This is a genomic window from Brucella tritici, assembly GCF_008932295.1.
Classification (GTDB): domain Bacteria; phylum Pseudomonadota; class Alphaproteobacteria; order Rhizobiales; family Rhizobiaceae; genus Brucella; species Brucella tritici.
Genome location: NZ_WBWA01000011.1, coordinates 25,577 through 47,129, shown reverse-complemented (window position 1 = coordinate 47,129; position 21,553 = coordinate 25,577). Strand labels below are relative to the sequence as shown.

Below are 21,553 nucleotides of genomic sequence, written 5' to 3'. Positions count from 1 at the left end.
GCCAATTGCGTGACTTGTTTTACGCAAGGAAGACTCAAGCATCGATTGCATATCGGGCCTGAGACTCATGGCTCGATCTTATCGCCGGGGGAGCCGGGCAGGCGATAGATAATCGTAAAATAAAGATCGGGTCGCTTGGCCCGCCAACAGAGGAAATCTCATGCCGAAAATGATTTTCGTGAACCTGCCAGTGAAGAATGTTGCACAGTCGACCAGCTTCTATGAAGCCATCGGCGCCACCAAGAATCCCATGTTCTCGGACGAAACGGCTTCCTGCATGGTCTTTTCGGATACTATTCACGCGATGATCCTCGACCACGAAAAGTTCAGCCAGTTCACACCGAAGAAGATCGCCGATGCCAACACGGTGAGCGAGGTGCTGATCTGCCTTTCTGCGGAAAGCAAGGCTGAAGTCGACACGACGGTGGAGAAAGCGGTGAATGCTGGCGGAAAGGCCGATCCGGGGCCGAAGCAGGATTATGGTTTCATGTATGGACGCAGCTTCGAAGATCTTGACGGTCATGTCTGGGAGATAATGTGGATGGATATGGAAGAAGCCAGCAAGGTCATGGGATAGAGTATTCCAGACAATAGAAAATACAAACACTTGGAGCGCCCTGCGTCCTTACGGATGCACAAAGAACGCTCCACTCTTCTAACCCTTTAAAACTACGCATCGCCCCGAAGATCGGTTTCGATTGTCGGGCCGATGCGGCAGGGAGGAGAAAATGTCAGGTCTGACAATCTGTCTCTGGTTTGACAGGCAGGCAGAGGAAGCGGCGAACCATTATGTCTCGATTTTCCGTGCCTGCGGAAGACCGGCATCCGTCGATGGTTTCATCCGGTTCGAGCATGCACACCAGCCTGAAGGCACCGATGTGGTGGTTGCGAACTTTACCCTCGACGGGCAGGCAATATCCGGTCTCAACGGCGGGCCGGCCTTCAAGTTTTCCCCGGCAGTCTCGCTCTTCGTCCAATGCAAGGATCAGGCGGAACTGGATATGTTCTGGGAAAAACTGATGGAGGGCGGTGCGCCGATGGAATGCGGCTGGCTGACGGACAAATATGGCTTCTCGTGGCAAGTGGTGCCGCAGATGCTGCTGGATGTCCTGCAAAACGGCACTGCCGAACAGCGCCAGCGCGTGGCCGATGCCGTGATGAAGATGGTCAAGCTCGACGTTGCTACACTCGAAGCAGCGCGCGACGCAGCTTAATTCCGTACGGCCGCAATGGCATCATAGCCATAGAGCCAGTCCAGATCTTTCAGGAAGCTTTCCGGGCTGCGCATGGCGAAGAGCGTGTTGCGGCCAAGCGCAAAAATGCCGGTGGCGTGATAGGCGAACCTGTTTAACTGACCGCGTTTGGCAACTGCCGCGATGCGCTCTTTGCGGGCGGTATCGAAGCGCTTTAATCCTGTTTCGTGGCCGTCACTGTCCAGCGCTTCGGCAAGGGCGGCCGCATCCTCGATTGCCATGGCGGCACCTTGCGCGGCGAAAGGTGTGACCGCGTGCGATGCGTCGCCGAGAAAAATCGTCCGGTCCGGCCCGACGAATTGAGCGTCTGCCATTTCGAAAAGCGGCCAATAGGTCCAAGCATCGGTCGCCGCCAGAACATCACGAACCGGAGCGCTCCAATCCGCATAAATGGAGCGCAAACGTGTCGGATCGCCGGTTCTGGACCAGACTTCGCCGGGGTTTTCGCCTGTCGTGATGGCGACGAAATTAAAGAAGCTGCCGCCCTTGACCGGATAGGCGATGAAATGCGCCTGCCTGCCGAGCCATGCTGAAACGGCATTCCTCGTTTTCATGGCGGATAAAAACGATGCGGGGAGAGTTCCGACGGCAAGTGTTGTGCGCCAGGCAATGTGGCCGCTGAACCGTGCCTTGCCGAAACCTGCCTTTGAGCGCTCTGCCGACCAGACGCCATCGCAGGCGATCAGATAGGCAGAGTTGATAGTTTCTTCGGAATTGTCATGGCGGATGGTGGCCGCAACGGTTCCGTTTTCGACACGGTGATTTGTGATTTCAGCGCCGAGGCTGATCTCAATGCCGGGCTCTTCACGGCAGGCATCGAGCAGAGCGGATTGCAGATCAGCGCGATGGCAAACGAGATAGGGATGGTGCCAGCGCTGACGAGCCTTGTCGCCAAGCTTCATTTCCATCAGCGGACGCGCTTTACGCCCGTCCATGAGATAGAGCGCTTCTGGCGTTACGGTTTGGGTGGAAAGACGGTCTGCAACGCCGAGCCGTTCCAGATGGCGCATCGCATTGGGGGCAAGTTGCAGGCCGGCGCCGACTTCCGAAAGGGTCCCGGCTTTTTCGACAAGCCGAACATTCCAGCCGCGTGCTGCCAGCTCCAGTGCTGCCGACAGACCAGCTACTCCGGCCCCGGCAATCAATATGCGCCCTTTGCTCATGTCGATGAGATCATCCGGCATTCAGCCCCGTGAGGCTGCCCAGATTAGGCAGCTTTGTCGGCGGGTGCTTCGTAAATGCAGCCAGCCGGAACGGTTTCGTCAGCATGGAGCTTGGCGTTGTAACGATAGAGGGTCGAGCAATAAGGGCAAACGACTTCGCTTTCATCACCCATGTCCAGAAACACGTGCGGATGATCGAAAGGCGGGTTTGCACCAACGCACATGAATTCCTTCACACCGATTTCGATGGCAGCATGGCCGGCGTCGTTCTGAAAGTGAGGAATGATGTGATCGGACATAATATGCTCCGGTTCTGGTCGATGGGCGGTATGAGCATGCTCCTGAACCGTGTGCCGGACGAGATCATGCGTAAACATTGGCATGCGTGTACCGCGAAAGTCTTGTTTCCGGAAGCGTTTTCATCAATTCTGAGGACATTTCAAGCTAATTGCTATCAAACTGTCATATGGCAGCCATAGGCTGATAGCGTACCCCGAAAAGTGCGAAGCGGTTTTCGGAATCAGATGCGCGGAAAAGAAATAGATGGAGCCGGAATGTTCCGGCGGAAGTCGGGACAGGAAAAATGAGCGAAAACAGCGTTATGGCGAGCGAAACCCCCAGCGCATCCCAAGGCGGAACACACGAGATGACAGCCGGATTAGCCCCCAACCCAACCGTGGTTCCCGATATGGACATAGGCCCTGACGTTCACAAAGCTTTGAACAGCGAGCTGATGCAAAGCGCCGACCGCTTCGTCAATCGCGAGTTTTCCTGGCTGCAATTCAACCGGCGCGTTCTCGAGGAAGCCGCGAATATGCGCCAGCCCTTGCTCGAACGCCTGCGTTTCCTGTCTATTTCCGCCGCCAATCTCGATGAATTCTTCATGGTCCGCATTGCCGGTCTCGCCGCTCAGGTGCGCGCCGGTGTGGCGATGCGCAGCGCCGACGGACGCACGCCGCAGGAACAGCTTGATTTCGTTCTGGACGAAGTAGGGCGCCTGCAGGAAGAACAGCAGCAGCGCCTGCGCACACTGCGCGAGGAACTGGAACAGGAAAGCATCGAGATCGTTCGCCCATCGGCGCTTGCGAAGCCGGAGAAGGAATGGCTTGAAAACCACTTCCTCGAAACGATTTTTCCGGTCCTGACGCCACTCTCCATCGATCCGGCGCATCCATTCCCGTTCATTCCGAATCTCGGCTTCTCCATCGCCCTGCAGCTTGCGCGCCGCGCTGATAATCATCCGATGACGGCGCTGTTGCGCATTCCTGTTGCGCTGAAGCGCTTTATCCAGTTGCCGACAGATCAGGCCAACGTTTACCGCTTCATCACCATCGAGGACGCGGTGAGCCTGTTCATCGGGCGGCTGTTCCCCGGTTATGAAGTGCGCGGCGCCGGTACATTCCGCATCATCCGCGACAGCGATATCGAAGTGGAAGAAGAGGCGGAAGATCTCGTTCGTCTCTTCGAGACGGCGCTGAAACGCCGCCGCCGCGGTCAGGTGATCCGCATCGAGTTTGATGGAGAAATGCCGGAAGCTCTGCGCGTCTTCGTGGCGACGGAACTTGGCGTTTCGGAAAACCGCATCAGCGTGCATGAGGGGCTTCTGGCGCTCAACATGATTTCGGAGATCGTTTCGATCCCGCGTGAAGACCTGAAATTCGTTTCTTACAATCCGCGTTTCCCGGAGCGTATTCGCGAGCATGGCGGCGATTGCTTCGCAGCGATTCGCGAAAAGGACATTGTGGTCCATCACCCCTATGAATCCTTTGACGTGGTTGTGCAGTTCCTGCGGCAAGCCGCAGCCGACCCGGATGTGCTGGCGATCAAGCAGACGCTTTATCGCACCTCCAATGACAGCCCGATCGTGCGCGCGCTGGTGGATGCCGCCGAAGCCGGAAAGTCCGTAACGGCGCTTGTCGAACTGAAGGCACGCTTCGACGAGGAGGCGAATATTCGTTGGGCACGTGATCTGGAACGCGCAGGCGTTCAGGTGGTGTTCGGTTTCATCGAATTGAAAACCCACGCGAAAATGTCGCTCGTGGTGCGCCGTGAGGACCAGAAGCTGCGTTCCTATGTGCATCTGGGTACGGGCAACTATCACCCGATCACGGCGCGCATCTATACCGACCTGTCGTTCTTCACGTCGGATGCGGATATTGCACGCGACGTGGCGCATATCTTCAATTTTATCACGGGCTATGCCCAGCCTGCCGAAGAGATGAAGATCGCGATTTCACCTTTTACGCTCCGCGCCCGAATCCTCAAGCACATCGAGGATGAGGTCGCGCATGCGAAGGCGGGGCGTCCGGCTGCGATCTGGATGAAGATGAACTCGCTCGTCGATCCACAGATTATTGACGCGCTTTACATGGCGAGCCAGGCGGGTGTGCAGATTGATCTGGTCGTGCGCGGTATCTGCTGCCTGCGTCCAGGTGTTCCGGGGCTTTCCGACAATATTCGCGCCAAGTCGATTGTCGGGCGTTTTCTGGAGCATAGCCGTATTTTCTGCTTCGGAAACGGCAATGACCTGCCTTCCGACAAGGCAATCGTCTATATCGGTTCCGCCGACATGATGCCACGCAATCTCGACCGCCGGGTGGAGACCCTCGTTCCGATCACAAATGCCACAGTGCACCAGCAAATCCTGTCGCAAATCATGTTTGCCAACATAATTGATAACCAACAGAGCTATCAGCTACTTGCGGACGGCACCTCTCGCCGGATAGAAAAAGAAGCAGGAGAGGAAGCTTTCAACGCGCAGGAATATTTCATGACCAATCCTAGCCTGTCGGGTCGCGGAAAGTCGCTGAAGTCTTCGGCCCCCCGTCTTATCGCGCATCGCAAGCGCGCGCAGGCGGAAAGAAAAACGACTGCATGAGCGCAGCTTTAGCACAAGGCCGTCTGAAGGGGCTCAAGCCCGTTGCGGTCATCGACATTGGCTCGAACTCGATCCGTGTCGTCATTTATGAAGGCATCGTCCGTTCTCCGACGGTGCTTTTCAACGAAAAGATTCTCTGCGGCCTCGGAAAAGGCCTCGCGAAAACCGGCAAGCTCAACGAGAAATCCGTTGAGGCGGCGCTTCGTGCGCTGAAGCGTTTTCGCGCATTGGCTGAACAGGCTGGCGCCGTATCCATCCACGCGCTGGCGACTGCGGCTGCGCGTGAAGCGAAAAACGGTCCGGACTTCATTGCTCAGGCAGAAGCCATTCTCGGCCGGCACATTGAAGTGCTGTCCGGCAAGGAAGAAGCCCATTATTCGGCGCTCGGCATCATTTCGGGCTTCTATCGACCGAAGGGCGTGACCGGTGACCTTGGCGGCGGCAGCCTTGAACTGATTGCGGTGGATGACCACGAGGTAGGCGAGGGGATCACCTTGCCGCTCGGTGGCCTGCGCCTGCAGGATATGTCCGATGGACGGCTGCCAGAGGCAACCAAGATCGCGCGTACGGAGCTGGCAAAGGCGACGCTTCTGAAAGCGCATCAGGGACAAGTGTTCTATGCGGTCGGCGGTACGTGGCGTAACCTTGCCAAGCTGCATATGACGGCGAAGAATTATCCGCTGCATGTCATGCACGGCTATGAGATAAACCCGGTGGAAGCGCAAAGCTTCCTCAAGCGTGTTGCCAAGGGCAATCTGGACACGATGCGCGGCATCGAGGCGGTTTCGAAAAACCGTCGCCAGCTTTTGGCCTATGGCGCTACGGTGCTGCTCGAGACGATCCGTCTGATGAAGCCTTCGAAGATCGTTTTCTCGGCGCTCGGCGTACGCGAAGGCTATCTTTATTCGCTTTTGCCCAAGAACGAACAGCGGCTCGATCCTCTGCTGGCCTCGGCAGACGAACTGTCCATTCTGCGCTCACGCTCTCCGCGTCATGCTCGCGAACTGGCAACATGGACGACATTGTCCTTGCCGGTGCTCGGTTTTGACGAAACCGAGGACGAAGCGCGCTACAGGCAGGCCGCCTGTCTAGTGGCCGATATAAGCTGGCGCGCGCATCCAGATTATCGCGGATCACAGGCGCTGAACATCATCGCCCACGGCTCGTTCGGCGGTATCGACCATGCCGGGCGTTCCTTCATGGCGCTTGCCAATTATTATCGCCACGAGGGCCTGATCGAAGACGAGATTGCACCGGAAATCATGCAGCTCGCCACGCCGCGTCTGCGTGAAAGGGCGAAGTTGCTCGGAGCCTTGCTGCGTGTGGTCTACCTTCTGTCGGCTTCGATGCCGGGCGTCATCCCGCGCCTTGTCTGGCGTGAAGAGGAAAACGGCATTGCGCTTGTCGTGCCGGGAGATCTGGCCGATCTGATTTCGGATCGTCCCGAAGGACGCTTGCAACAGCTTTCCAAGCTGACCGGAAAGAACATCTATTTCGCGGTAGGCGACGCTGCGATTGAGGGGACACGGGAGTGATTTAGGGGAATAGGGGAATAGGAAGGGAACTCGTAGCCAAGAAATTTCTTGCGTGGAGCGAGCATTCAGGCTCGTTTTTCCCTTACTCCCTTACTCCCTTACTCCCTTACTCCCTTACTCCCTTACTCCCCTAACTCAACCGCCCTGATCCGTCGGTTCTCGAACTTGATGACGATCTTGCCGTCGATGAGATCGAGGGCTTTCTGACCGAATACCTCGCGACGCCAGCCATGCAGGGCAGGTACATTGGCCTTGTCGCCTTCTGAGGCGATCTTTTCGATGTCATCAGAACTGGCGACGATCTTTGCCGCGACGCCGTGCTCTTCCGTCACAAGCTTGAGCAGAACTTTGAGGATATCTGCAGCAGCAGCGCTGCCTTCCGGCGAATGCGACGGCTTCGGCAATTTCGGCAAATCTTCCTTGGGGATTTCAAGCGCGGACTGGATCGCAGCAACAAGCCCAGCAGCCTGTGCCGAACGCTCCCAGCCTTTCGGGATCGAACGAAGGCGACCGAGCGCTTCTGCGTCACGCGGCTGCTGTTGTGCGATTTCAGCGATGGTATCGTCCTTGATGATGCGTCCGCGCGGCACATTGCGCTCGCGTGCTTCGCGTTCACGCCAGGCGGCCACAGCCTGCACGATGGCAAGTTCAAGCGGCTTGCGAACGCGCGCCTTTACCCGCCGCCACGCATCGTCCGGATGCAGGTCGTAGGTTTCGCGGGAAGTCAACACCGCCATTTCCTCATTCACCCACTCACTGCGACCTTCCTTCTGAAGTTCTTCCTTCAGATAGAGGTAGATGTCACGCAGATAGGTAACGTCGGCCAGGGCATAGTCGAGTTGCTTGTCCGAAAGCGGCCGGCGGCGCCAGTCGGTAAACCGGGAAGACTTGTCGATGTGCTTGCCGGTGACCTTCTGCACAAGCTGGTCATAGGAAATGGCATCGCCAAACCCGCAAACCATCGCCGCAACCTGACTGTCAAAGACAGGTGAAGGGATGAGGTCGCCGAGATGGAAGACAATTTCGATATCCTGCCGCGCGGCATGGAAAACCTTGATGATCTTCTCGTCCGCCATCAGGCGGAAGAACGGCGCGAGGTCGAGCCCCGGCGCAAGCGCGTCCACTAGCGCCGTATGGTCTGGCGAAGCCATCTGGATAAGGCACAATTCCGGCCAGAACGTCGTTTCACGGATGAATTCTGTATCGACCGTGACGAAATCGGATTTGGCAAGGGCGGATACGGCCTCTTCGAGGGCCTCTGTCGTCGTGATGAGATGCATGTCTACCTTTTAGAGAAAGCGCGGCCGCTTGTCGCGAAAGAATGCTCAAAACCCGCAGCATAACAAGTGCAAATCGTGTTTTTTGTCGATACGTTGCGTCATGTGGCCCGAACCTCGACCCTTGTAGAGAGTGCAGACTTGACAAAACCCGGTCAAAATGCGCTTTTCCGCCAGAATTTGCAGCGCTTTGCCTGCACTGACTTATCTTACCAAAAGGCAGAAATCATGCACCGTTACCGCAGCCATACCTGCGCAGCCCTTCGCAAGACGGACGTTGGTTCGAACGTTCGCCTTTCCGGATGGGTTCACCGCGTCCGTGACCATGGCGGCATTCTCTTCATCGATCTTCGCGATCATTACGGCATTACCCAGATCGTGGCCGATCCCGATTCGCCCGCCTTCAAGGTTGCTGAAACCGTTCGTGGCGAATGGGTTATCCGTGTCGATGGTGAAGTGAAGGCCCGCGCAGACGATGCGGTCAATACGAATCTGCCGACCGGCGAAGTCGAAATCTTCGCAACCGAAATCGAAGTGCTGGCGGCTGCCAAGGAATTGCCGCTGCCTGTATTCGGCGAGCCGGACTACCCGGAAGATATCCGCCTGAAGTACCGTTTCCTCGATCTGCGCCGTGAAACGCTGCACAAGAACATCATGAGCCGCACCAAGATCATTGCTGCGATGCGTCGCCGCATGACAGAAATCGGCTTCAATGAGTTCACCACGCCGATCCTGACGGCCTCGTCGCCGGAAGGTGCACGCGACTTCCTCGTGCCGAGCCGTATTCACGAAGGCAAGTTCTATGCGCTGCCGCAGGCGCCGCAGCAGTACAAGCAGCTTTTGATGGTTGCCGGTTTCGACCGCTACTTCCAGATCGCGCCTTGCTTCCGCGACGAAGATCCGCGTGCAGACCGCCTGCCGGGCGAATTCTACCAGCTCGACCTCGAAATGAGCTTCGTGACCCAGGAAGAAGTCTGGGAAACGATGGAACCTGTCATGCGCGGCATCTTCGAAGAGTTTGCCGAAGGCAAGCCGGTCACGCAGACCTTCCGCCGTATCGCCTATGACGATGCGATCCGCACCTATGGTTCGGACAAGCCTGATCTGCGCAACCCGATTGAAATGCAGGCTGTGACCGATCATTTCGCCGGTTCGGGCTTCAAGGTCTTCGCAAACATGATCGCCAACGATCCAAAGGTCGAAGTCTGGGCCATTCCGGCCAAGACCGGCGGCTCCAGAGCATTCTGCGACCGCATGAACTCCTGGGCGCAGAGCGAAGGCCAGCCGGGTCTCGGCTATATCTTCTGGCGCAAGGAAGGCGACAAGCTCGAAGGCGCAGGCCCGATTGCCAAGAACATCGGTGAAGAGCGCACCGAAGCGATCCGCACGCAGATGGGGCTGGAAGACGGCGATGCCTGCTTCTTCGTTGCCGGTCTGCCGTCCAAGTTCTACAAGTTCGCAGGCGATGCCCGCACGCGCGCTGGTGAAGAACTGAATCTCGTTGATCGCGACCGTTTCGAACTGGCCTGGATCATCGACTTCCCGTTCTACGAATGGGACGAGGACAACAAGAAGCTCGACTTCGCACACAACCCGTTCTCCATGCCGCAGGGTGGCATGGACGCGCTGGAAAACCAGGACCCGCTTGCGATCAAGGCTTACCAGTACGATCTCGTCTGCAACGGCTTTGAAATCGCTTCCGGTTCGATCCGTAATCAGTTGCCGGACGTCATGGTCAAGGCATTTGAAAAGGTTGGTCTCAGCCAGCAGGACGTGGAAGAGCGTTTCGGCGGTCTCTATCGTGCGTTCCAGTACGGCGCGCCTCCGCATGGCGGCATGGCTGCCGGTATCGATCGCGTCATCATGCTTCTGGTCGGTGCGAAGAACCTGCGCGAAATCTCGCTGTTCCCGATGAACCAGCAGGCGCTCGATCTTCTGATGAACGCGCCTTCGGATGTGTCGCCCGCGCAGCTGCGCGATCTGCATATCCGTCTGGCTCCGGTACAGAAAAGCTAAAAGCACACGATGGAATAAAAAAACCCGGCCTGGAGCCGGGTTTTTTATTAGGTGAAGAAAAGCCCGGTGAGAAAACTCACCGGGCTTTTTCATTTTAGTTGTTAGCGTCGACGCTGACTTTCAGAAGCTGGATGATCTTCGTCGGGTCCAGCGATGCCGTGGCAACGATCGAAGCGAAGGTCACCGGCTGGTCCGGCGATGCGCTGATGGTCAGCGACTTCGGATCGTCGAAGAACTTGTCGGATGCGGCCTTGAGCTGCTGGGCAAACTCAGGGTTCTTGAGCTGTGTTGCCATCAGCGGAACCATCATCTTCATCTGTTCGCCAAGCTGCTTGCCATCGGCACCCTGCTGCTTGCCGTAATAGTCGAGAATCTTCTGGGTCAGGGTTTCATTGTCGAAGCGGATCGACAGATTCTTGAGGTTCAGCTGTTCTGCCAGACCCAGAATTGCGAGACCGGCAGCGTCCTTGTCTGCATCGGCCTTGCTCATGTTTTCCTGCGTCTTCTGGACGGCTTCGAGGAAAGCCAGATCATATCCGCCGAGGCTGCCGGTGATGTTGATCTTGCCGAGTTCTGCTGCCTGAAGCTCAAGCTGGTCCAGCGAAGTATCACCGGAAGATGGCGACCAGTTGCCCTTGGAGTTCAGCGAACCGTTGAACGTGTTCATGTCAAGCGGCGCAAGCGGGTTCTTGCCGTCCTTTTCAAAGGTCGCATCGATATTGGCGATGGTCCAGACATAGCCGATCTTCTCGGCCTTGTTGGAGGTGTCGAGCGACAGGTCGAAACCCTTCACCGTTGCACCATCCGTGCCGGGCGTGCCGAACTGGATTTCGTCGATCTTCAGCTTGTCATACATAACCATGCTGTCGAGCGGACCCTTGGCCGTTTCCGACGGAATCTGCACGTTCTGCATGGCAAGGCCCTTGATCTCGGCCTTGTCGTTCTTGTCTTCCTGACCGGCAAAAGCAAGATCGGGCACTGTAACCTGTTCGATGCTGTAGCCGCCGTCCGGTGTATCCTGAACGTTCTGGAGCGTCACGTCGCCAAGGGCGGTTTCCTTTTCAGCGACCGTCGGCAGCTTGATCTTGGTGCCCTGAAGCACAATGTCGGAGCCATTCGCCTGAACATTGGCGAAACTCAGCTCGCCGCCCTGTTTTGCGTAGAGCGTCTTGATGCGCTCAGCAACTGCATTGGCGTCTGCCGCCATGGCCGCGCTGCCGAAAATCAGCGAAAGCGCTGTTCCGGCCGCTAAAATACGTGCCGCTGGCTTGATGTTGACGAAAACCTGCATTCGAAGCTCCTGCCTGATCTCTAATATAGCGCGGCATTCATAGGCGGAAATCACTCGCAATAACAACATGATTTCCTCAGCCTGCGATTGCAGCCGGGGAAATTCACCCCTGATAGCTCTATAGGACACAAATGGCGGCAGGATTGCGACTATTGCACACTACAGCATCGTGCTTTCCAAAAATCGGAATCGACTTTTGGAAAGCACGATGCGTAGATTCAATAAGTTAGGGCGACCTTTGTGCGTCCAAATGGACGCACGACGCACTAATGTACTGGATTGGTTCTCCTGAACTCTTGCTGGCGAATCGCGCAGTTGGTACTGAGAGACATGGGAAAAAGTCTGATTCCGCCGGATGACGGCGAAGAACACATCGAGCGGGTCGATCTCAAATCGGCTCTCGAGGAACGTTACCTCGCTTATGCGCTGTCCACGATCATGCATCGTGCGCTGCCGGACGTGCGCGACGGCCTGAAGCCGGTGCACCGCCGCATCATGCACGCCATGCGTCTGCTGCGTCTCAATCCCGATCAGGCCTATGCAAAATGCGCCCGTATCGTCGGCGACGTGATGGGTAAGTTCCATCCGCACGGCGATGCGTCGATCTACGATGCGCTGGTGCGTCTGGCGCAGGATTTCGCGGTGCGTTATCCGCTCGTGGACGGGCAGGGCAATTTCGGCAATATCGACGGCGATAACGCTGCCGCCATGCGCTACACAGAAGCACGCATGACGGAAGTGGCGACGCTGCTGCTGGAAGGCATCAACGAAAACGCCATTGATTTCCGTCCGACCTATAATGAAGAGGACGAGGAGCCGATCGTTCTTCCGGGCGCTTTCCCGAACCTGCTTGCAAACGGCTCGGCAGGCATCGCGGTCGGCATGGCCACCAATATTCCGCCGCATAATGTGGCGGAGCTTTGCTCGTCGGCGCTGTATCTCATCAATCATCCCGACGCGCCGGTTGAGGAACTTGTAACCTCACCGGAGCAATGGGAAGAACTGAAGCGCGAAGCCGAGACTGATCCGGCTGCTCTTCTGAAGTGCAAGGTGCGTGGCCCGGATTTCCCGACGGGCGGCATCCTTGTCGAAGCACACGATAATATTCTCGATGCCTATCGCACGGGCCGCGGCGCATTTCGCGTTCGTGCCCGCTGGGAGAAGGAAGAGGGCAATCGCGGCACCTGGGTGATCGTCGTCACTGAAATTCCCTATCAGGTGCAGAAATCGCGCCTGATCGAAAAGATCGCCGAGCTGCTGCTGGCAAAGAAGCTGCCATTGCTCGACGACATCCGCGACGAGTCGGCAGAAGACATTCGCATCGTTCTGGAGCCGAAGAATCGGACGGTCGATCCTGAACTGCTGATGGAATCGCTTTTCAAGCTGACCGAGCTGGAAAGCCGCGTTTCGCTGAACATGAACGTGCTGTCGCATGGCAAGGTGCCGAATGTCCTGTCGCTGGGCAGCGTTCTGCGCGAGTGGCTCGACCATCGCAAGGAAGTGCTTGTCCGCCGTTCCCAATTCCGTCTGGCGGAAATCGAAAGACGCCTGGAAATCCTTGGCGGCTTCCTGATCGCTTATCTCAATCTGGATGAGGTGATCCGCATCATCCGTGAGGAAGATGAGCCGAAACAGGACCTGATGCGGACCTTCGAGCTGACCGATGTTCAGGCCGAGTCGATCCTCAATATGCGCCTGCGTTCGTTGCGCAAGCTTGAGGAATTCGAAATCCGCAAGGAGTTCGATGACCTTACCGTCGAGAAGACAGACCTCGAAGGTCTGCTCGCTTCCGGCACGCGCCAATGGAAGAAGATCAGTGCCGAAATCAAGTCGGTGCGCGAAAAGTTTGGTCCGAAGACCAAGCTCGGCGCACGTCGTACGACCTTTGCTGATGCGCCAACCCATGATCTGGAAGATATTCATCAGGCGATGATCGAGCGTGAGCCGGTCACGATTGTTGTGTCGGAAAAGGGCTGGCTGCGCGCGATGAAGGGGCATCTGGCCGACTTCTCCACGCTTGCCTTCAAGGAAGGCGACAAGCTCAAGCTCGCTTTCCATGCCGAGACGACCGACAAGCTTCTGTTCTTCACGACGGGCGGCAAGTTCTTCACCATCGGCGCGAACACGCTTCCGGGAGGGCGCGGCCATGGCGAGCCGATCCGCATTCTCGTCGATATGGAAAACGATCAGGATATTCTGACCGCCTTCGTGCATGATCCATCCGCGAAACTGCTGCTCGTCAGCCATGAAGGTAACGGTTTCATTGTTCCCGAGAATGAGGCGGTCGCCAACACCCGCAAGGGTAAGCAGGTGATGAACGTCAAGACGCCGGACGAGGCAAAGCTTTGCCAGCGCGTCTCCGGCGATCACATTGCTGTCGTCGGCGAGAACCGCAAGATGGTGGTCTTCCCGCTTTCCGATATTCCGGAAATGACACGCGGCAAGGGCGTACGCCTGCAGAAGTACAAGGATGGCGGTGTATCCGACGTACGCACTTTTGCAATTGCTGAAGGGCTTTCCTGGCAGGATTCCGCAGAGCGCACCTTCAATCGCAACAAGGAAGAGCTTGTCGAGTGGATCGGCGCGCGCGCCTCTGCGGGTCGTCTGGTGCCGAAGGGCTTTCCGCGTTCGGGTAAATTCTAGATTGGCTTGCGTGTACAAGGAAAGGCGGCTTTTGCCGCCTTTTTCGTGTCTAACCCTCAAATCGCTGCCAGCCGCGGGGACCCAGATGCTCCTGCGGAGTGAAGCGGATTTTATACTGCATCTTGCGTGATCCCTCGACCCAATAGCCGAGATAGACATGCGGCAGACCGGCGGCATGTGCGCGCTGGATATGATCGAGGATCATGTAGGTCCCAAGCGACCGGTCATGCATATGCGGTGAGAAGAATGAATAGACCATCGACAGGCCATCGGCCATCACATCGGTGAGTGCTACAGCGATCAGCTCACCGTCGCCCTTGGCACTGATGAAGCTTTCCGGGCCGCGCTTGCGATATTCGATGATCTGCGTATTTACATGCGTATCCTCGATCATCATTGCATAGTCGAGGACCGTCATGTCCGACATGCCGCCGGAACGGTGGCGCGCATCGAGATAATCGCGGAAAAGCGCATATTGTTCAGTGCTGGGCTGTGCCTTGTGCACACGTCCTATCAGGTCATTATTCTGTGTCCAGACGCGGCGCATGTTGCGCGTCATCTTGAACTCTCCGGCCAGGATGCGAACGGATATGCATGCCCTGCACAATTCGCAGGCTGGACGATAGGCAATGTTCTGGGAACGGCGGAAACCGCCTTGGGTCAGAAGATCGTTGATCTCGTTCGCTTTGTCGCCGACCAGATGCGTAAAGACTTTTCGCTCCATCTGACCCTCGAGATAAGGGCAGGGCGACGGAGCTGTCAGAAAGAACTGCGGAGACTGTTGCGGTTGATGGGTCATTCAATATCCACGAAATGGCTTAATTTACTCGCTTTGACGCATTTTCCTACGCAAAACCGCTTCGCACTTTTGCTGGAAATGCTCTGGCAAAACCATCACGATACTGTCTCTAAGGATTGAGCCGACGGCACAAAACGTCAATAGGCATTTTGCGCAGCCGGCTCTGAATTTTTTTGATCTGAAGCATCAACCCGAAATTCGGAATCGATTTTCGAAAAACAGATGTGTCGATCCAACTCTATAGGCCAACTCTATAGGCTTATCGATCTGAACGAATGACAGCCGTGCCAAGCAGAAGATCGTGCACCGTGCGCTTGCGGTCGAGAACCAGCGAAGCGAGCAGGATCAGCGGCGTCAGCACCACATTGAGACCCCAAAACAGGACCGTGTGAACGATAGCGAGCATCGGATCAACCGTGCCGCCTTCGAGCCGGACGAGCTTGATGTTCATCATCTGCATGCCCTTGGTGGCCTGCTGCGGTCCGCCCAGAGTGCGGGCTACATAAAATAGCGCGACCATGGGAAACATGATGCCGTAGAGCATCCAGCCGAGGCTCAGCGTAATGATGCCGAGGATTGCAATAACGATTGCTGCCGGAATGCAGAGCAGAAAGACAATCAGGTAATCGATAAGAAAAGCCATAATGCGGCGCGTGCGCACGCCTTCAAAGAATGCGCGGCTTTCATAACGCGGTCCCATGACTTCGCCGTGCAGAATATGGTCGGACATTTTTCCTTCCAGTCGTTTCCAAGGAAGCGTCCGGGGTAGTGTGACAACCGGCGCTGTCCCGCTACCTCAGCGGAACAGTCATCAACATGGGAACCAAAACCGGCGGTTTCAAGGAAATTTGAAGATTTCCCGCCGAAAGGACCCGCCGTTTAGCCTTGCTGTTTAAGCTTTTCAGCCACTTCGATTGCGAAGTAAGTAAGAATTCCGTCACAACCGGCACGCTTGAACGCCAGAAGGCTTTCCATCATCACTTTTTCTTCGTCGATCCAGCCATTGATGCCAGCAGCCTTGATCATCGCGTACTCGCCCGACACCTGATAGGCATAGGTGGGCAGGCGGAACTCGCTTTTCAGGCGATGGATGATGTCGAGATAGGGCAGGCCTGGCTTGACCATCAACATATCCGCACCTTCGGCAACATCCTGCTCGGCCTCGCGCACGGCTTCCTCCGGATTGGCCGGATCAAGATAATAGGTTTTCTTGTCGCCTTTGAGCAGTCCCTGCGTGCCGATGGCATCGCGATAAGGGCCATAGAAGGCCGAGGCGAATTTGGTGGCATAGGACATGATCGGCAGGTGACAGAACCCATGTTCGTCCAGCGCCTGACGCACAGCCCCGACGCGACCGTCCATCATATCGGAAGGCGCGATGATATCCGCACCGGCTTCAGCCTGCGAAAGAGCACCGCGAACCACCATGGCAACCGATTCGTCGTTGACGATCTCGCCGTTCCGCAGGATGCCGTCATGGCCATGCGTGGTGAAGGGATCGAGTGCCGCATCGGTGATGATGCCAATTTCCGGCACTTCCTTCTTGATGGCGCGCACGGCGCGGTTGATCAGATTGTCTGGACTGGCGACGAAGGCACCGTCCTCGGTCTTCACGTCCAGCTTTTCGCGGGGGAAGGGGGCGATGGCAGGAATGCCAAGCTTGGCGGCCTTTTCCGCCATGCGAACGGCCATATCGACCGAAAGACGTTCAACGCCGGGCATTGCTTCCACAGGCTCCGCCACGCCGGTTCCATAGGTCAGGAAGAACGGCAGGATGAGGTCATCGACCGTCAGCCGGGTTTCCTGTACCAGCCTGCGCGACCAGTCGGCCTTGCGCATGCGGCGCAGGCGCCTGCTGCCGGTAACGTCATCGACATGCTGGCTGATATTGGCGGGCAGATATTTGGACTGGCGGTCGGTCATGAAGCTATTCCCGAGAATTGATGTCTTGGAATATGAAATCTCAAGACTAGTGGCCTGATTTCGACATTTGCATCCCTCGGATATGAGCGCTGAGCAAATGTCGGGATCAAAAGGACCACTAGTAACTTTATCCATCTAATGGATATTTCGAATTTGACGTTTGAAACGGGATTAATATCGGACGGGTATCAAACGTAAAATTCAATCCACTAGCATCGGATGCGCACCGTTTATCATGGGAAAAGTGATGAAACCAAGAACATTGACCTGTGCAGGATTGACGCGGGGCGTCTCACTTTCTACCCATTTGATGGAACGGGAGACAGGATATGCAGATTGACTTCGGCGGTGGCAGCGAAATCAGCTTTGAACGCAAGGGAAAAGCGGGGCTTGTGAAGCTTACGCGAACCGAAGCTCTCAATGCGCTCACGCATAAAATGATTCTGGCGCTCGACCGCGCCTTGCAGGCTTGGGAAGACGATCCTGAAGTGGCCTGCGTGATTCTGGAAGGCGAGGGGCGTGCATTCTGTGCGGGCGGCGATGTCGTTGCCGCCTACAAGGCCGGTCAGTCCGGAACGCCTGCCTACGAATTCTTCCGCGACGAATATCGGCTCAATGCGCGTATTGGCCGTTTCCCAAAGCCCTATATCTCGCTCATTAACGGGATTATCATGGGCGGCGGTGCGGGCATTTCCGTTCACGGTTCGCATCGCATCGTGACGGAAAACACCATGTTTGCCATGCCGGAAACCGGCATCGGCTTCTTCCCGGATGTCGGCGGCAGTGCTTTCCTGCCGCATCTGCATGACAATTTCGGATATTATCTGGCGCTGACCGGCAACCGCATTCGCTGGGGCGACTGCCTGCAAAGCGGGATTGCAACACACGCCGTAGCTGCAAGCGATCTGCATGATTTGCGCGAAGACATCATCGCAACCGCCGACATCGATGCGGCACTGACGCGCAGCCAGTATCCCGATTTTGAAACCTCTATCGAAACGCGCCAGATCATCGCGGAATGCTTTTCAGGTGCGACGCTTGGCGATTGCATGGCCGCCCTGGAAAAAGAAGCCCAAGCGGGCAGCAAGGCTGCGATGGACATCGTGAAGGTGATCGCCACCCGTTCACCAACGAGTGTCGCGGTGACTTTCCGCCAGATTGCAGATGGTCGCCCGCTTAATCTCGATGATTGCATGCGCATGGAATACCGCATTGCCAACCGCATGCTGGAAGCGCACGATTTCTATGAGGGCGTTCGCGCATTGCTTATAGACAAGGACGGTGCGCCCGCGTGGAAACCGGCAACACTCGATGAAGTGAAGCCTGAACAGGTCAATGTCTATTTTGCAAATCTGGGTGACAAGGAACTGACCTTTTGATGCATATGAACGAGCTGCGCCAGCATACCCAGCCGAGTGGAACCGAATGGGCCTTCACATGGTTCGTTCGGATACTCGCTCTTGTGGCGCTGGCCAGCGGCGTTTTCTACTGGATCAGGCTGATCGGGATTCACCCGGGGCTTCTTTGGCGTTTCGATCTCATGCCATGGCCGTGGCAGACAGCGGTTGTGGCTCTGGCGGTGCTGATGCCCGTTGCCGCGACGGGGCTGTGGATGCGCGCACCGTGGGGACCTGTGCTTTGGTTTGTGGCAGCGCTCGGCGAAATTGCCATTTATTCCGTTTTTTCGCGACATTTCGAATACAAGCCGCTGACCGTGGGTTTCAACGCGGCCTGTATCGTCATTTTCATCGCTTTTCGCATTCTGCTCTTCTTCGAGAAGAGGCGGCAGGCCCGTGCGAACCTGCCGATTTAGCTTTATAGCGCCTGTGTCCCTTCATAGCGGGCAAATGGCTTCGTCATCTGGCCTTTGAAAAGCAGAACATCATAGGTATCGGCCTTGCTGCCCGGCATTTCCATGCCGGGTGATCCCATCGGCATACCGGGTGCGGTCAGTCCCGTGGCCTGCGGACGTTCAGCCAGCAACCGCTTGACCGCACCGGCTGGAACATGCCCCTCGATGACATATCCATCGACGACTGCCGTGTGGCATGAGGCAAGATTGGCACCGACGCCATACTTTGCCTTTACGGTATCCATCGCTTCCTCGACCTTCACTGTGACATTGAAGCCAGCGGCTTTCATATGTTCAGCCCAGCCCTCGCAGCAGCCGCAGTAAGGGTCTTTATACATGGTCATCTGTGGAGCTGCGGTAACCGGTTCCGCGTGAGCGAAACTCGCAAAGCCGGTAAAGCTTAACAGCCCGCCGACCACGAAATAATGTGCAAGACGAAGCGCCATGGTCCCTCCAATGGATTGTAGATGGCTCGTATTTAGCCGCTATCCAGACACTTCTCAAATGACGAAAGTTTAATGTGGCAGGCCTTTCTAACGGCCGGAAAACCGGCATTCTGGCGCTGTAACAATGTATCCGGGCGCCGTCCCGCAAATGGCTTGAAGTAAGCAAACATTAAGCCTGAATGCGCAATCTCTCCGGTAAGTTACTGTTAAGGCTGACTTTTAAGTCGAATTTTATGCATCTCCCCTAAATTCCTCTCAAGACACGGTGAGAACAATACACCGCATAAAACAGGACAGAGAGCTGCATCATGGTTTCATGAAATGTGGCTCCGACAGAGAGGCAAAAGAAATGATCAACGCACAGCGCAAGACGGACATATCCGCTCCGCTCACGACGCCGGAAACTGCACTTCGTTCGCTTTATCTGGAAGCGCTCCAGCTGGTCGAGCGCCTGCATCGCCGCCTGCTCGACGTCGTCAAGGATGAGTTCGACCGCAATGGCCAGAGCGACATCAATGCGACGCAGGCGCTTCTGCTCTTCAACATCGGCAATTCCGAACTGACCGCCGGTGAACTGCGCTCGCGCGGTTACTATCTCGGCTCCAATGTTTCGTACAATCTGAAGAAGCTGGTCGAAATGGGCTTCATCCATCATCAGCGTTCGCGCGTCGACCGTCGTTCGGTGCGCGTCAGCCTGACAGACAAGGGCAATGCGATTGCCGATCAGGTGGCTTCGCTCTACGAACGCCATATCTCCTCGATCGAGCAGGTCGGCGGCATTCAGGTTGAAGAATTCACGGCGATGAACAAGTCGCTGCAGCGTCTCGATCGCTTCTGGAACGACAGCATCGCTTATCGGCTCTAAGTAGTTGCAGAACTGTCACAACAGGCTGTCATTGAGAAGAATAAGGTACTGTGAAGCTGCTAATCGTAAGGCGCATGGCTTGAAATTCCGGCCATGCGACATGATTAAGCCATAAAAAACGACATAAGCGTTTTAGAGCGGCACGGGCAATATTGTGCCACCTTCAGTCAGGAATGGGCTCGAAATCGAATTTCGGATAAGCGAGCAGCTTTGCATTGCTTGCAATCCGGATATCGCCTTGTTGACCTATTGCTGATATTCTCTGGGAAGATTCCGCGCGAGCGGTTAGCCTTTTGGGACTAAGCAAAATGACCAAGACCGACAGACCAGCCGATGCTTTCAGAGTAGATCGCCGCAGTTTCCTGCGCGGCGCGGCAACCGCCGGCCTTTCCGTGGCAGCCTCCGCCATGGTTTCCTCGGCTTATGCTCAGCAAGCTCTGACCGACGTTATTGGATCGTCGCGCCGCGGCAACTGGGCTGACCAGTTCGACGCCCGTGCAACGGGCGGCCAGCGGGTCGCGACCAACCAGCCGGTTTTGAGCCAGCAGACGGTCGGCAATCTCCAGACTGCTATCGCGCAATATACCGACATCGCCGGTCGCGGCGGCTGGCCGAGCGTTCCGGGTAATGCAAAGCTTCAGATCGGTGTCACCGATCCATCAGTGCAGGCGCTGCGCAAGCGCCTCATGATTTCCGGCGATCTGCCGCAGGAAGCGGGGCTTTCTAGTTCCTTCGACACCTATGTCGATGCTGCCGTGAAGCGCTTCCAGTCCCGTCATGGCCTGCCAGCCGACGGCGTCATGGGGCAGTTTACCTATGCGGCCATGAATGTGGACGCCAATACGCGCCTCGGACAGCTCCAGACCAATCTGCAGCGCCTTTCGCCTCTGGCCAATCAGGGTATGCAGGAGCAGCGTTTCGTGATGGTCAACATCCCGGCCGCGCGCATCGAGGCCGTTGAAGGCGGCAGCGTCGTGCAGCGTCACACGGCGGTTGTCGGCAAGATCGACCGTCAGACGCCGATCCTCAATTCGAAGATTCACGAAGTCATTCTCAATCCTTACTGGACCGCGCCAAAGTCGATCATCCAGAAGGATATCATTCCGCTGATGCGGAAAGACCCGCAATATCTGGCGAAGAACAAGATCCGCCTCTACGACCAGTCCGGTCAGGAAGTGGCACCGGAAAGCATCGACTGGAATACGGACGATGCGGTGAAGCTGATGTTCCGTCAGGACCCAGGCAAGATCAACGCCATGTCCTCGACCAAGATCAACTTCCACAACCAGTATGCGGTCTATATGCACGATACGCCGCAGAAGAGCTATTTCAACAAGCTTATGCGCTTTGACTCGTCGGGCTGCGTTCGCGTCCAGAACGTGCGCGACCTCGATGTGTGGCTGCTGAAGAACACCGCAGGCTGGGACCGTCAGAACATCGAAAGCACGATCAAGTCCGGCACGAACACCCCGATCCAGCTTGCTGATCCGGTTCCGCTGCACTTTGTCTACATTTCCGCCTGGTCCACTGGCGATGGCGTGGTGCAGTTCCGCGACGACATCTACAAGATGGACGGTGCGACCGAACTCGCACTCGGCACTGACACCTGATT

General features: G+C 56.5%; 18 protein-coding genes. 10 read left to right on the top strand and 8 right to left on the bottom strand.

Annotation, left to right across the window (positions count from 1 at the left end):
• Positions 1-160: 160 nt before the first annotated feature.
• The gene (locus tag F9K91_RS13120) at positions 161-577 is read left to right on the top strand and encodes a VOC family protein (RefSeq protein ID WP_151554788.1); all 417 of its coding nucleotides are present in this window, start codon (positions 161-163) and stop codon (positions 575-577) included.
• Between the two features lie 151 nt (positions 578-728).
• The gene (locus F9K91_RS13115) at positions 729-1,214 is read left to right on the top strand and encodes a VOC family protein (RefSeq protein ID WP_151554787.1); all 486 of its coding nucleotides are present in this window, start codon (positions 729-731) and stop codon (positions 1,212-1,214) included.
• Here the strand turns inward: F9K91_RS13115 and F9K91_RS13110 are convergent.
• Together F9K91_RS13110 and F9K91_RS13105 are read right to left on the bottom strand one after the other, a co-directional pair.
• The gene (locus F9K91_RS13110; RefSeq protein ID WP_151554868.1) at positions 1,211-2,416 is read right to left on the bottom strand and encodes an FAD-binding protein; all 1,206 of its coding nucleotides are present in this window, start codon (positions 2,414-2,416) and stop codon (positions 1,211-1,213) included. The two genes, F9K91_RS13115 and F9K91_RS13110, sit on opposite strands and share 4 nt — an antisense overlap.
• 44 nt (positions 2,417-2,460) lie before the next feature.
• On the bottom strand, positions 2,461-2,715 hold the full coding sequence (locus F9K91_RS13105; RefSeq protein ID WP_151554786.1) for a zinc-finger domain-containing protein: 255 nt from the start codon (positions 2,713-2,715) through the stop codon (positions 2,461-2,463).
• 347 nt (positions 2,716-3,062) lie between these two features.
• Between F9K91_RS13105 and F9K91_RS13100 the strand changes: the two genes are divergently transcribed.
• Positions 3,063-5,294, top strand: coding sequence for an RNA degradosome polyphosphate kinase (locus F9K91_RS13100; RefSeq protein ID WP_061347466.1), 2,232 nt, complete (start codon positions 3,063-3,065; stop codon positions 5,292-5,294).
• Positions 5,291-6,829 carry an exopolyphosphatase gene (ppx, locus tag F9K91_RS13095; RefSeq protein WP_151554784.1) on the top strand — a complete coding sequence of 513 codons (1,539 nt, stop codon included), beginning with the start codon at positions 5,291-5,293 and terminating at the stop codon, positions 6,827-6,829. Before F9K91_RS13100 ends, ppx begins: the two co-directional genes overlap by 4 nt.
• A gap of 122 nt (positions 6,830-6,951) precedes the next feature.
• Here ppx and rnd read toward each other — a convergent pair whose 3' ends face one another.
• Positions 6,952-8,109 (bottom strand): ribonuclease D, encoded by a 1,158-nt coding sequence (rnd, locus tag F9K91_RS13090; RefSeq protein ID WP_151677952.1) that lies wholly within the window; start codon positions 8,107-8,109, stop codon positions 6,952-6,954.
• Between the two features lie 225 nt (positions 8,110-8,334).
• Between rnd and aspS the strand changes: the two genes are divergently transcribed.
• Complete coding sequence (gene aspS, locus F9K91_RS13085) at positions 8,335-10,122, top strand: aspartate--tRNA ligase (RefSeq protein WP_151677951.1); 1,788 nt, start codon at positions 8,335-8,337, stop codon at positions 10,120-10,122.
• Positions 10,123-10,216: 94 nt separating this feature from the next.
• On the opposite strand, the gene F9K91_RS13080 is transcribed toward aspS, so the two are convergent.
• Positions 10,217-11,413 (bottom strand): hypothetical protein, encoded by a 1,197-nt coding sequence (locus F9K91_RS13080; RefSeq protein ID WP_151677950.1) that lies wholly within the window; start codon positions 11,411-11,413, stop codon positions 10,217-10,219.
• 330 nt (positions 11,414-11,743) lie between these two features.
• Between F9K91_RS13080 and F9K91_RS13075 the strand changes: the two genes are divergently transcribed.
• Positions 11,744-14,056, top strand: a complete 2,313-nt coding sequence (locus F9K91_RS13075) for a DNA topoisomerase IV subunit A (protein WP_151643035.1) — start codon at positions 11,744-11,746, stop codon at positions 14,054-14,056.
• A 49-nt stretch (positions 14,057-14,105) separates the two neighbouring features.
• On the opposite strand, the gene F9K91_RS13070 is transcribed toward F9K91_RS13075, so the two are convergent.
• The 3 genes from F9K91_RS13070 to hemB all read right to left on the bottom strand — a co-directional run bounded on the left by F9K91_RS13070 (position 14,106) and on the right by hemB (position 16,778).
• Positions 14,106-14,855: an arginyltransferase gene (locus F9K91_RS13070; protein ID WP_012092346.1), complete on the bottom strand. Its 750-nt coding sequence runs from the start codon at positions 14,853-14,855 to the stop codon at positions 14,106-14,108.
• Between the two features lie 259 nt (positions 14,856-15,114).
• On the bottom strand, positions 15,115-15,585 hold the full coding sequence (locus F9K91_RS13060; protein ID WP_061347371.1) for an RDD family protein: 471 nt from the start codon (positions 15,583-15,585) through the stop codon (positions 15,115-15,117).
• Between the two features lie 149 nt (positions 15,586-15,734).
• Positions 15,735-16,778, bottom strand: coding sequence for a porphobilinogen synthase (hemB, locus tag F9K91_RS13055; RefSeq protein ID WP_151677948.1), 1,044 nt, complete (start codon positions 16,776-16,778; stop codon positions 15,735-15,737).
• 329 nt (positions 16,779-17,107) lie between these two features.
• Between hemB and F9K91_RS13050 the strand changes: the two genes are divergently transcribed.
• Together F9K91_RS13050 and F9K91_RS13045 are read left to right on the top strand one after the other, a co-directional pair.
• Positions 17,108-18,157 carry an enoyl-CoA hydratase/isomerase family protein gene (locus F9K91_RS13050; RefSeq protein WP_151554777.1) on the top strand — a complete coding sequence of 350 codons (1,050 nt, stop codon included), beginning with the start codon at positions 17,108-17,110 and terminating at the stop codon, positions 18,155-18,157.
• Positions 18,157-18,591, top strand: a complete 435-nt coding sequence (locus tag F9K91_RS13045; RefSeq protein WP_061347374.1) for a DUF6163 family protein — start codon at positions 18,157-18,159, stop codon at positions 18,589-18,591. The genes F9K91_RS13050 and F9K91_RS13045 overlap by 1 nt, the downstream gene beginning before the upstream one ends.
• A 2-nt stretch (positions 18,592-18,593) precedes the next feature.
• Here the strand turns inward: F9K91_RS13045 and F9K91_RS13040 are convergent, their stop codons facing one another.
• A complete protein-coding gene (locus F9K91_RS13040; protein ID WP_151677947.1) occupies positions 18,594-19,076 on the bottom strand; it encodes a DUF411 domain-containing protein in 483 nt (160 codons plus the stop codon).
• Positions 19,077-19,425: 349 nt separating this feature from the next.
• Between F9K91_RS13040 and ldtR the strand changes: the two genes are divergently transcribed.
• Entirely contained in the window at positions 19,426-19,941 is a 516-nt protein-coding gene (gene ldtR / locus F9K91_RS13035) for a transcriptional regulator LdtR (RefSeq protein WP_010661087.1), read from the top strand.
• Positions 19,942-20,249: 308 nt separating this feature from the next.
• Positions 20,250-21,551, top strand: a complete 1,302-nt coding sequence (locus tag F9K91_RS13030; protein ID WP_151677946.1) for a L,D-transpeptidase family protein — start codon at positions 20,250-20,252, stop codon at positions 21,549-21,551.
• Positions 21,552-21,553: the final 2 nt, after the last annotated feature.